The organism is Gemmatimonadaceae bacterium (genome assembly GCA_019637355.1).
In the GTDB taxonomy this organism is placed as follows: Bacteria; Gemmatimonadota; Gemmatimonadetes; order Gemmatimonadales; family Gemmatimonadaceae; genus Pseudogemmatithrix.
This window is the reverse complement of the sequence record JAHBVT010000001.1, coordinates 1-11,714: the sequence shown is the minus strand read 5'-3', so window position 1 is coordinate 11,714 and position 11,714 is coordinate 1. Positions and strand designations below refer to the sequence as shown.

10 protein-coding genes are annotated in these 11,714 nt (G+C 65.5%); 6 read left to right on the top strand and 4 right to left on the bottom strand.

Annotated elements, in window-relative coordinates:
• Positions 1–130: 130 nt before the first annotated feature.
• The 4 genes from KF689_00050 to KF689_00035 are packed head-to-tail and all read right to left on the bottom strand — an operon-like array spanning position 131 to position 5,620.
• Positions 131–865 carry a TIGR00730 family Rossman fold protein gene (locus tag KF689_00050; GenBank protein MBX3131758.1) on the bottom strand — a complete coding sequence of 245 codons (735 nt, stop codon included), beginning with the start codon at positions 863–865 and terminating at the stop codon, positions 131–133.
• Between the two features lies 1 nt (position 866).
• Positions 867–2,978, bottom strand: coding sequence for a copper-translocating P-type ATPase (locus KF689_00045; protein ID MBX3131757.1), 2,112 nt, complete (start codon positions 2,976–2,978; stop codon positions 867–869).
• Positions 2,979–2,991: 13 nt separating this feature from the next.
• Positions 2,992–3,750 (bottom strand): copper resistance protein B, encoded by a 759-nt coding sequence (locus KF689_00040; GenBank protein MBX3131756.1) that lies wholly within the window; start codon positions 3,748–3,750, stop codon positions 2,992–2,994.
• A gap of 7 nt (positions 3,751–3,757) precedes the next feature.
• On the bottom strand, positions 3,758–5,620 hold the full coding sequence (locus tag KF689_00035) for a copper resistance system multicopper oxidase (GenBank protein ID MBX3131755.1): 1,863 nt from the start codon (positions 5,618–5,620) through the stop codon (positions 3,758–3,760).
• Positions 5,621–5,849: 229 nt separating this feature from the next.
• On the opposite strand from KF689_00035, the gene KF689_00030 reads away from it, so the two are divergent.
• From KF689_00030 to KF689_00005, 6 genes are all read left to right on the top strand, one after another.
• Complete coding sequence (locus KF689_00030; GenBank protein MBX3131754.1) at positions 5,850–6,365, top strand: nuclear transport factor 2 family protein; 516 nt, start codon at positions 5,850–5,852, stop codon at positions 6,363–6,365.
• 103 nt (positions 6,366–6,468) lie between these two features.
• Positions 6,469–6,876 (top strand): BlaI/MecI/CopY family transcriptional regulator, encoded by a 408-nt coding sequence (locus tag KF689_00025; protein ID MBX3131753.1) that lies wholly within the window; start codon positions 6,469–6,471, stop codon positions 6,874–6,876.
• Positions 6,869–7,924: a M56 family metallopeptidase gene (locus KF689_00020; GenBank protein ID MBX3131752.1), complete on the top strand. Its 1,056-nt coding sequence runs from the start codon at positions 6,869–6,871 to the stop codon at positions 7,922–7,924. The genes KF689_00025 and KF689_00020 overlap by 8 nt, the downstream gene beginning before the upstream one ends.
• A 10-nt stretch (positions 7,925–7,934) precedes the next feature.
• Positions 7,935–8,426, top strand: coding sequence for a copper resistance protein CopC (locus KF689_00015; GenBank protein ID MBX3131751.1), 492 nt, complete (start codon positions 7,935–7,937; stop codon positions 8,424–8,426).
• A 108-nt stretch (positions 8,427–8,534) separates the two neighbouring features.
• Entirely contained in the window at positions 8,535–9,383 is an 849-nt protein-coding gene (locus KF689_00010; GenBank protein ID MBX3131750.1) for a CopD family protein, read from the top strand.
• Between the two features lie 348 nt (positions 9,384–9,731).
• Positions 9,732–10,649: a hypothetical protein gene (locus tag KF689_00005; protein ID MBX3131749.1), complete on the top strand. Its 918-nt coding sequence runs from the start codon at positions 9,732–9,734 to the stop codon at positions 10,647–10,649.
• Positions 10,650–11,714: the final 1,065 nt, after the last annotated feature.

Genomic DNA, 11,714 nt, shown 5'->3' with positions numbered 1-11,714 from the left:
TAAATTCCCACGACTACGTTTCACCCTCAGCGGCCCCGCCAACGTGGCCGCGTCGTCACACCGGACTCGGTGCGGCAATCGCGCCACAGCTGGATGCATTCGCTCGGCGTGATTGCACTGCGTCAGTGGTCTATTGTGCGCCCGTGCTTGGCGGGAGGGCGATGCCGAGCGCCTGGCAAAGCGTCGCGTGACAGTGCGCCACGCGCGCAACGACCTCGAGCGGATCGTCCGTGACCGTCAGGCCCGCAACGTCCTCTGGCGTGATTGTGCCGCCGGGAACCGCCGTGTCGCGCAACCACGCGACGAGCCCCAGCCAGTACTCCGCGCCGACGAGGATCACGGGGAACGATTCCAGTCGGTTCGTTCGACGGAGATTCAGCGCCTCGAACAGCTCGTCGAGCGTACCGAATCCCCCCGGCAGGAGCACGAACGCGCAACTGTGGCGCACCAGCGCGAGCTTCCGCAGGAAGAAGTAGTGGAACGGCACTCGGAGCGTGAGATGGACATTGGGCGGCTCGTCGTGCGGCAACTCGATGGTGAGGCCAACTGACGCGGCGCCCGCGCCGCGAGCGCCGCGGTTCGCCGCTGCCATCAGCCCTGGACCACCGCCAGTGATCACCGTGAAGCCGGCGGCAGCCAGTTGCGCGGCCACCTCCTCGGCCAGTGCGCCCCAGCGCGTTTCCGCCGCCGCCTGAGCCGATCCGAAGATCGTGACGCCGTTCCGGACCTGGGCCATCGTGGTGAAGGAAGCAGCGGCCTCCGCTGCGATTCTTTGGACGCGCTGCTGGTCTTCGATGCTGTTCGCGCCGACGAGCGCGGCCAAGCGCAGGTCCGCCAACACGTCGAAGGACGTCGGCATCGTCATATCACAACCTCACGCGCCGTAGCAGCTGCGCATTGATCGCGACCACGACCGTGCTCGCCGACATCAGGACCGCGCCGACGGCAGGCGTCAGCAGGATGCCCCACGCCGACAGTACGCCCGCCGCGAGCGGAATCGCGACGATGTTGTAGCCTGCGGCCCACCAGAGGTTCTGGATCATCTTCCGGTATGTGGCGCGCGACAGCGTCACGATGCGAGGGATGTCCCGCGGATCGGAACGCACCAACACGATGTGGCCCGCCTCGACCGCCACGTCCGTGCCGGCGCCGATCGCGATGCCGATGTCGGCGGTGGCGAGCGCCGGCGCATCGTTGACGCCGTCGCCCACCATCGCGACCTTCTTTCCCTGCGCCTGAAGGGCCCGCACCCGAGACGCCTTATCCTCCGGGAGCACTCGGGCGAATACCGTGTCGATGCCGAGGTCCGCGGCCACCGCCTTCGCCACGGGTTCCGCGTCGCCCGTGAGCATCGCGACCTCGATGCCTGCTGCGTGCAGCGCGTCGATGGCTGCACGACTCTCCTCCCGGATCGCATCGGCCACGACGAACACGGCGATTGCCGCCCTCTCGTGCAACAGGTAGATGGCCGCCTGCCCCCGCGCCGCGGCATGTTCCGCGACGCTGCGGAGCGATTCGGTCACATCGGCAGCCACCTGCTCCAGCAAGGCGGGGCCGCCGATGCGGTACGTCGCTCCGTTCACCGTCGCCTCCACGCCGCGGCCTGGAATGGCCCTAAAGCCTACGACGCCCGGCAGCGCCAGCGTGCGCTCGACGGCCGTCTTCACGATGCCGCGGGCGATCGGGTGCTCGGACTCGGTCTCGATCGCGGCCGCGATGGCCAGCGCGTCATCCGGCGCTGTCCCTTCGCGGACCCCGAGATCCACGACGCGGAACTCTCCGAGCGTGAGCGTGCCGGTCTTGTCGAAGATGACCGTATCGAGGAGCCGCGCCTCCTCCAATCCGCGACGATCACGCACGAGAAGGCCGCCGTGTACGCCGAGCGTCGTCGAGATGGCGACGACGAGCGGCACCGCTAGCCCCAGCGCGTGCGGGCAGGAGATGACCAAGACCGTCACCAGGCGCGTCATCGCGAAGTCGATCGGCGCGCCAAGCAACTGCCACGCCACGAAGGTCGCGGCTCCGGCGACGATGGCGACGACGGTCAGGACCTGCGCGGCCCGGTCCGCGAGGTGCTGGACACGCGACTTGGATCGCTGCGCATCGGACACCAGCCGCATGATGCCCGAGAGCTTGGTCGTGTCGCCGGTGCCGGTCACCTCGATGCGCAGCGACCCCGTGCCGTTGATCGTCCCGGCGATCACCTCTGCGCCCTCGTTCTTGGTGACCGGACGCGACTCGCCGGTGATCATCGATTCGTTGACGTCGCTTCGTCCTTTCCGGACGATTCCGTCCGCCGGGATGTTCTCGCCCGGCCGGACGATCAGCACGTCGCCCGAACGCAGCGCGCCGACCGCGACGTCCTCCTCGCCGCTCTCGATCACTCGATGCGCCATATCGGGAATCAGCTTCGCCAGCTCCTGCAGGGCGCCGCTGGCCTCGGAGATCGATCGCATCTCGATCCAGTGGCCCAGGAGCATGATCGTGATGAGCGTTGCCGACTCCCACCATAACGCCTCGGCCTCGATGAACCCGAGCTCAACGACCGCCGAGAAGACGAACGCCACGGTGATGGCGAGGGAGATGAGCGTCATCATTCCCGGTAGCCGGCTGCGCAGTTCTCCCCAGGCGCCGCGGAGGAAGACCAGTCCGCCGTAGAAGAAGACGGCGGTGCCGAGCACCGCCGGTAGTCGGTGCGACCACGGAAATGAAGGCGCCGTGTAGCCGAGCAGTGACTGGATGTGTTCCGCCCACACGACGACGGGGATCGTCAGGAGCAGCGAAAGCCAGAACTTCTGGCGGAACATCGCGGGGCTGTGGCCGGCGTGGCGGTCGTGGCCGGCGTGGTGAGAGTGCTGGGCGTGTCGGGCCTCAGACTCGTGTGCGACACCTGCTGCGCGCTCAGCGCGCCCGGCAGCGATCGTTGTATGACGGCGCGGTTCGTGCGCCGAATGTTTCCGCTCATCTGGGTGATGCATCACTCCTCCCGCGCTACCTCCACAACCGTAGGCCTGCAACCAAGAGGGAGTTTCCGGCGGACTCACCAGCCAGCCGCGCCAATTCCGCACTGCGTCCGTAACCGCGCTCCCACACCACACCCACGTATGGTGCAAACTCCCGACGGATCTCGAATCGCGTCCGCAACGCGAATGACGTGCTGCTCAATCCGCGTCCGATGCCGAACGCTTCGTCGTCCTTCAGCGCCACGGTGGACTCTAGGCGCGGCTGCAGTACCACGCGCTGCGTGAGGAACAGATCGTACGAAGCCGTCAGGTCGAACGACAGGTTCCCCCCTGACGTCACGAAGAGTGACGGTTCCAGCTCGAACCAGCCAGGCGCGAGGCCTTGGAGGCCGACCACGGCACCCGCCCGCGTCGCGTTCGCGCCTGGCGCGGTACGCAGGTCCGCGCGCGCGCCGAGCTGTAGGTCCCACCACGGGCTCAACATCCGGCCGTACAGCAGCTGATACTCGCCGTGCGTCGCGCGCTCCACCGTGGCCGCGCTTCCATCCGCCTTGAACCACAGGCGACGGCTCGCGCCGCCGGTCCAGGCAAGCACGTCGAACAGCATCGGACGCTCGCCACCCGATGGATCGTACTCGAGCACTTCCGTCAGCACGAAGGTCTCGCGACCCCAACCCATTCCGTGCGTCCCCGCGTGCGGCACGCTGTCGCGTACCTGAGCGGACGCGGCGCGTCCCGCGCCACAGAGCGCGATCGCAAGATGAAGGGCGATGACGGCACGTTTCACCCCGCGCTCACGCGGCATCGTGATGCCCCTCGTGACCCGTTGGCGCACTCACGCGTACCTCGCGAAACATTCCCACCTCCATATGGTAGAGCACGTGGCAGTGGAACGCCCAACGGCCTGGTGCATCCGCCGTGACCAGCAACGACACGCGCTCCGCGGGCTTCACGTTGATCGTGTGGATGCGTGGACTGCGATCGCCCTGTCCGTTCTCGAGTTCCATCCACATCCCGTGGAGGTGCATCGGGTGATTCATCATCGTGTCGTTCACCATCGTGAGGCGAACGCGCTCGCCGAACGTGAGGTCGATCGGTGCCGCCCGATCGTATGGGACGCCATCGATCGCCCACGTGAAGCGTTCCATATTGCCCGTCAGGTGAACCTCGATCTCACGAGTCGGTGCACGAAACTCGGGGTACGGGGCGACCGAGCGCAGCTGCGAGTAGAGCAGGACTCGCCGTCCGTCTTCGCCGAGGCCAACCCCCGGTTCTGCGAGTCGACTCTTCGTGCTCACCGGGACCATCGCGTTCCCCACGCCGTGGGTGTCCGGACCGTGCGCGGTCTCGGTCGGCAGCGAACCCGGCGCACGACGCGACGACGCGAGATCCATCGCGCCCATGTCGTGACCTGCGTGTTCGTCAGTCGCGGCGGTCGATGGCACTCGGCCCGACGGCGCGCTGGGCGGCGTCTCGTGCCCCATCGACGAGTGATCCATCCCCTCCCCACCCATCGCGGAGTGGTCCATCCCCATATCCGCCATCGTCAGGAGTGGACGCTTCCGGCGTGGCGGCAAGTTGGCGACCATCCCCGGCTGCGGCGCCAGCGTCGCGGCGGTGAACCCGCTGCGATCCATCGCCTCAGCGTACACGGCGTAGGCGCGACCGTCGGGAACCTGCACGATCACATCATAGGTCTCGGCGATGGCGATGCGAAACTCGTCGGTCTCGATCGGCTCCACTGGCTGGCCGCTGACCTGCACGACGGTCATCGGCAACCCGGGCACGCGCACGTCGAAGTACGAGCCGGCCGCCGCATTGATGATCCGCAGCAGCACACGCTCCCCCGGCGCGAACTGCGCCACCCACGGCGCCTCGGCGACCTGGCCGTTGAGCAAGTAGCAGTAGGTCGCGCCCGTGACGTCGGCGATGTCCGTGGGGTTCATTCGCATCCCGGCCCACATCCAGCGGTCACCGACGGTGGCACCGAGACCGTCGCGCGCCACGTCGCGGAAAAAGTCGGCGACCGTGCGACGCTGATAGTTGTACGCGTCGGGCTGCTTCTTGAGCTGAGAGAGCACGCGATACGGGTTCTCGAAGGTCCAGTCGGAGAGTACGAGGACGTGCTCGCGGTCGCAGGCGGGTCCGGAGCGCTCGGCGGGCTCAATGATCAGGGCCCCGTAATGCCCGAGCTGCTCTTGCAGGCCGGAGTGGCTGTGATACCAATACGTGCCCGCCTGATTCACCGAGAAGCGGTACTCGAAGGTCTCGCCGGGTCGAATGCCGGGAAAGCTCAGTCCGGGCACCCCATCCATTTCGGGCGGCAAAATGATGCCGTGCCAGTGGATGGACGTGTCCTCCGAGAGCGTGTTGTGCACGCGGATGACGGCTTGTTCCCCCTCGCGGAATCGGAGGATGGGGCCGGGCAGGGTGCCATTGATCGTGGTCGCGCGCGCGTTACGACCGTCCAGACGGAGAGTTGTCTCCGCGATCGTCAGATCGTACTCTCGAACGCCATTCGGCGATGGCGGAAGTGGTCCGAGGCCCGCATCGAGATTGGAAGCGTCCGGCGCCATTGCGAGCAGCCGCGGGGGCAACGCAGAGGCGGCGCCCAGCAGTGTGGTGGCACCGAGAAAGTGTCGGCGGGAAACTGTCATCGGAACGGTCACGGGGAATCGAACATCGCTCGTGGGGTCGGGTGGTGAGCCATCGGCCCTTCGCAGAGCGACGGCACACCGCCGTCTTTAATGTAGCAGCAGTTTTACGAGCAGTAAAGCCGCCTGGGCTGGACATCCGCCGGGACGGGCACTTGCCGCTGGCACATTACGCAGAGTAAACTCCCTGCGGTACTGTTCGTTCCCACCGTCGCCCCCAACCCCGCGTCCAATGCCCCTCGCCCTACGTCGTCTCGCAATTGTCGCCGCATTGTCTTTTGCCGTGACCGGTCGCGCCGCAGCGCAGGACCACTCCGGCCACGCGGGCCACGCCCCGTCTTCCGACGCGCAGGCTGCGGTTGTCCAGACCATCAGGGCGCTCTTCGCCGCCGCGGAACGCGGCGACTTGGCGGCGCTCGACTCCATCTACGCCGGCGACAGTCTGCTGGTCATCGAAGGGGCCGGCATCAATCGTGGCTGGGCCGACTATCGTGACAATCATCTCGCGCCTGAGCTCAAGGAGTTCAGCAACTTTCGATACCGGCCATTCGAGATCGAGGCTCGCGTGTCCGGCGATCTAGCGTGGGCGACGTTTCGGTACGCATTGACTGCGGACCTGCCGAACGGCAAGGCAGATGTTGTAGGCCGCGGTACGGCAGTTCTCGAGCGGCGCGGAGCCCGATGGATCGTTCGGCTGACCCAGACTGCGAGCCGACCACGCCGCCCCAGCGATCCACCGATGCCGTGAGCATTGGCCGCTGCCCTGAGCACCTCAATCCCGGTATGTTCAAGGTATGACTCCACGAAAGCGCCGTATTCATTCTCCGAAGACACCCCGCCTCCCCGAGACGATGAAGTTCTCCGGCAGTGGCGTGGGAACCGTGCTTGGTGAGCTTGAGTCTCGGTTGATGCGCCTGTGCTGGGACTCGGGGCGTCCGCTGAGCGCGCGCGAGATTCACGAGCGTCTGCGCGACGAGCATCCCGTTTCACCCTTGACGAGCACTACGGTGCTCAATCGGCTGGTTGCGAAAGGGTATCTCTCGCGTGCCCGGGTGGACGGGCTGCTGCATTTCAGTCCGCGTGTCGACGAGTCGTCCTTCGTCACGCAGGCCTCGCGTCGCGCGGTCGAAGGCCTTCTCTCGCTCGGCGCGGAGGCTGTCACTGCCTCGATCGTGGATGTGCTCGCCGAGCGTGACCCCGAACAACTCGAGGAGTTGGGACGGCTGATCCGCCGGAGACTGCGCGAGCAGGGTGGCTGAAAACGTGGCGGCGGGCAGTGTCGGTGTCCGGCCACCAGTCATCCGCCGCGAAGAGAGAAGGCGTCGGCTCCTGCTCCTTGCCATCGCCGGGCTGTTGCTGCTCGGCATCACGCCGGTCGTCGGGCATCACGTGCTCGGTGCCGTGCCGTGGCTGTCCGCCGAGCAGCATCACTTGGCGATGCTGTGCCTCGTCGCCTTGCATCAGTTGCTCGAACCGGTCCACGATGTCGCGCACTGGGTGCTCTACGCGGGCGTCGGCTTCGCCTTCTTGGAACGGGGACGCGTGCTGTGGAGACATTGGGGCGTCATGCGCCGTCTGCCGAAGGCACGAGTCGGGGCGGACACCGCTGTTGGCCGCGCGGCGATGGCGGCCGGGCTGAACACGGAGCAAGTGCGAACGGTGCGCGGCTTGCCCACGCCGGCGTTCACAAGTGGGTGGGTGACACCGCAGGTCATCATCGCGGCGGATCTGCCCGCACGCCTTTCGCTTGACGAACTCACCGCCGTACTCGCACACGAGGCCGCCCACCTGCGGCGGCGCGATCCGCTGCGACTCTTTGCACTGCGGACCCTTGCGTCGCTCTTGTTCTGGCTACCCGTACTCCGGCGAGTGGCGACGGACCTGGAAGACGAAGTAGAGATCACCGCAGACGATGAGGTGTCGCCTCGATTGGCGCTCCCATTGGCTTCCGCCGTGCTCAAGCTCGGCAGCAGCGCGCCTGCGGTCGAAGCGGGCGTGGGTTTCCAGCGAGCGGACTTGCTGCCGCGGCGCATCCGTCGGCTCGCCGGCGAGGATGTCGCAGCCGTCTCGCACACGTCGACCGGCTCGTTGCTCTCGGCGACAGTCGCGTTGCTGTTCGCCTGGAGTTCCGGCGTGATGGTACTGCATCCACTGAGCGATCCCGGCCTGCACGCCGAACACGGCCCGGCGCACTGCGACCATCCGGGAGAGAATCCGCTCACGCATCTGTTCTGCAGGGGGTGGGTGGTCCTTAGCGCCGAGGGCACGGGGTGTCCTCACGAGATCGGTCGCCGCACAAGCCGCTAGTTCCGGGAGGATGGAACAACGCCCGCCCTTGCGCAGCGCGGGCCTGATCTCGTATGCTTTACACAGCGTAAACGACTCACTTTCTCCCGCCCCCGCAATGAACCTCCGCACACCTTTCGTGGTCCTTGGCGCCGCGCTTGTACTCGTCGCGCCGCTCAGCGCTGCCAGCGCACATCCGCGACTTCTCAAGTCAACCCCGGCAGCGGACGGCCGGACGAACTCGCCACCGCAGCAGGTGACGCTGAGCTTTAATGAAGCGCTTGACCTCGCGCTCACCCGCGTCTCCTTGCATCACGGCGAGATGGCAGTGCGACTGGACTCACTCAGACTCGTCGCCGGCGACGACAAGTCCGTCACTGCCACCATCGTCGGTACCCTCGCGCCCGGTCGCTACACCGTGCGGTGGCAAGTCACGGGTGACGACGGACATCCGGTGCGCGGAGCGTTCAGTTTCGAAGTGCTTGCGGCGGCTCCTGGTGCAAGCCGTCCCGAGCGCCGCTAAGGCGGTCGGATGCCAGTCGCTTCCGAGTTCGGCGTCGAGTCGCTCGCGTATGTCGGCATTCGCGCGGTGCTCTCGCTCTGTAGCGTTCTGCTGCTCGGGGCGCTCGCATTGCGGTTCGTCGTGCTGCGGCGGTACGCGGGGCCTGATGCCGATGTACTTCGCGCAGCATCGGATGTTCAGCTTGCGCGATGGATCGACGGATTGGGAGTCGTGGCGGTCGTCGCCACATTCGCGCGACTCGGCGCGCAGCACGCCGCCGTGTTCGGTGCGGACGTCAAGCCGTCCGCGGAGTCGCTTTCGACGCTCCTTTTCCGCGCCGGTTGGGGGCGGAGCTGGTGGGTCGCGATCGCGAGCGCCGCAACCGTCACTTGGCTGGCACCACGTCTTCGAAGTGCCACTCCGAGTCATTGGGCGGCTGCCTCGGCTGCAGTCCTTGTCTTCGCCGCCACTCAACCTTGGTCCGGTCACCCCGCTGCCGCCGCGATGCCGTTGCTGGCGATCGCCGCGCAGCTCGTTCACATCATTGGCGCCGGCGGGTGGATCGGGAGCCTCGCCCTGCTCACTTTCGTCTCTGTTCCGGCCGCCATTCGCATCGGTTCCGACGGAGGAGGCGATCCTGACTTACGCGTCGCAGCACTACTGCGCGCCTTCAGCCCCACCGCGCTGTTGTTCGCGGCCTTTCTCGGCGTCACCGGACTCGCCACCGCCTGGGTCAATCTCGGAGGCGTCGCGGCTCTCTGGCAGAGCCCTTACGGGCGTACGCTGCTCGTCAAGCTGTCGTTGCTGGCGATCGTGGCGGGAACGGGCTTGTACAACTGGCGGCGCGTGTTGCCTTCGCTCGGAGCGCCGTCAGGCAGCGCCGCTCTGCGTCGATCGTCGCTCGTCGAGCTTGGCGCGGGGTTGCTCGTTCTACTCGTAAGCTCGATGTTGGTCGCCACGCCGATGCCGAGTGAATAGCGCCTCGGAAGGGGACGGCATAACGAAGCTTGCTGCTGTCAGCCACGCTATTGTAGCGACCGCTACGCGGTCGCATCTTATGGAGTGTCTGCAGCAGAAGCAAACGTTATGTTGACGCGCGCGTGCTCGAAGTCAACTGGAGAGTCTTGAGTGGCAGAGCCCGATTACGGACAGGTCGTGTTCATGCCATGGGCCTGCATGCGCTCTCACGACAGCGTGACCTGGGGAGACATCAGGTTGTCGCCTTGGGAATCCCTCCGAAAGTCCATCACAGACCGTCCATTGCGATCGCATCTGAGTTCGCTGATGCGTATGTATCGCAGCTCAGCGTCTTCTGAGTGGGGTGGAGTGCAGCGCGGTATTGGCATCCTGACCGTCGGCGGCCAGCAGTTCGTTCCACTGGATGAACCAGGGCAGCGCGCCGTTGAAGAGTTTCGAGCAATGCTCTTCTTGTGTTCCCTATCCTCGGGAGTCCACCATGTCGGCCCGAACGCCGGCCATTCACTGTTCACGACGGAGAACTTCTCCGTGGTGTATCAGAACTTTCAAGTTGGTAAGAACTCGCTCTCTGAGAGCTCTGGAACCATCCTCACGCTAACCAGCATTGGCTATCGGATTGGCTCAACGAAGTTCGTGAAACCCGGGTACGTTCCCTCTCCGTCGCGGTTCGAGTACGACGAGACACTTCTGCACTCACTCGCTCGCCTGAGACGCGGAGACGCGCGCCTCTTGCGACGTATCATGCGCGCCGCCAGTGCGTTCTGCGAGAGCTACCACAACTCTCCAGCGCTCGATGTGAATGCCCGCATCCTTCTGCAGGCTTCGGCCTTCGAGATTCTTCTTGACCTACCGGAGAAGGCGCCACGGAAGGAGTTTAAGAATAGAGTAGAGGAGCTCTGCGCGCGTGCTGGGGACAGGCGCATTTCCTACGTGTATCGCATTTGGGGTCAGAAGCATCGCGAGTCCCGCACCGTGTTCGGTCTGTGGGCGGAGCGGTTCTATCAGCTGCGCAACGGCATCGTGCACGGAGACTCGCTGTCGCGTCGCGACTACGTGTTCCGTGGCGCCCAGCACCACGTTCTCATCGCCGCCCACGTGTTCGTCGCCTGCACCAAGGCGCTCATCAACGAGGCGTTCCGTGCACGTTCTCGGCGCCCGCCACACTCGGACCGGATCTTCTGGGGTCGCGCGCTCGGCGACAAGAAGGATGCGGAGGCTGGCTTCCGGACTGAAGTCGACTGGGCTGCTCGCCTAGGCTATCGCTAGCATCGAGGGCGCAACATAACGACGCTTGCTGCCGATGAACGCGGTGCGGATTGGGTTTGGCGGGGCGTCCGTGATTGGGATGGCAAGTTGCGGACGCCCCGCCAAACCCTTCTTATTGAGCGTTCACAGCAGAAGCTGACGTTATACCGAACACAGACGCCCCCAGCCATCCGACGGATCTTGACGGCACTCGGCGATGAAATCCGACAGCTCCTTTTAGCCCCAAGCAACTGGTCTGTCTCCGACCGTATTGGGGCTGCGGCTCTCGCTTTCTCAGTGGTAGCCGGTATTTGGGCAGTCCTGATTCGGCGAAGCGACCGAAAGCAAGCCAGGATAGCGAGTGCTCCGGACGTCGCCGCCACGTTCGCACGAGTGCCTCTCGCTGGAACCGACTCTCGTCAGCCACCTGAAGCTGAGCGACTAACCGTTACGCTTGAGAATATCGGGGCTACACCTGCGTTCGATGTGGAGTGCTCCTGCATCGCGATGTGGGACGAGGGGTCGTCCCCCGCGCATCTGTTCGCTCATGAAGTTTCCATTCCCCACATTGGTTCAGGAGAAAAGCTGCCGCTGCGGGACAGCCGAGCGCCTCGCCTGGAGTGGGATCAGCGCGATCGCCGCTGGGATGACCTTCCGTTCGCAATTCTCGAGTACGCCATCTCGTTCTCGGACCGCACGCACCGGTACACGAACTCGTATCTCGTATCGGTCTTCGGCTACCCCGATCAGATTAGCGCTGATGCCGAGAACGAGGCGGTGGTGCGCACTACTCGCCACCGGTCGACGCCGCTCAACTCGGGGCGCTCTCTCGCATTTCTGCAAAGAGTGTGGGACCGTGTCATGCGTCCGCTTCGCAGGCGCAAGTATCGCAAGATGCTCTCACGCGAGGCGGGAGACGCGCAAAGCCAAGGCTCGCAGCAATCGTAGAGAGTACAACCGGCGCGCGTCGGTATAACGACGCTTGCTGCCGATGAACGCGATGCGGTAGCAGTTGTGGGGCGGCCGGTTGTTGGGAATGGCACGGCCTAGCGGCCGCCCCACAACTGCGTCTTATTGAAGCGTTCA

Bases quoted from the DNA above. Each gene is read 5' to 3' on its own strand.
- KF689_00025 (MBX3131753.1), top strand. From the start codon at position 6,469: ATGAAGTTCTCCGGCAGTGGCGTGGGAACCGTGCTTGGTGAGCTTGAG.
- KF689_00015 (MBX3131751.1), top strand. From the start codon at position 7,935: ATGGAACAACGCCCGCCCTTGCGCAGCGCGGGCCTGATCTCGTATGCT.
- KF689_00030 (MBX3131754.1), top strand. From the start codon at position 5,850: ATGCCCCTCGCCCTACGTCGTCTCGCAATTGTCGCCGCATTGTCTTTT.
- KF689_00050 (MBX3131758.1), bottom strand. From the start codon at position 865: ATGACGATGCCGACGTCCTTCGACGTGTTGGCGGACCTGCGCTTGGCC.
- KF689_00035 (MBX3131755.1), bottom strand. From the start codon at position 5,620: ATGACAGTTTCCCGCCGACACTTTCTCGGTGCCACCACACTGCTGGGC.
- KF689_00045 (MBX3131757.1), bottom strand. From the start codon at position 2,978: ATGCATCACCCAGATGAGCGGAAACATTCGGCGCACGAACCGCGCCGT.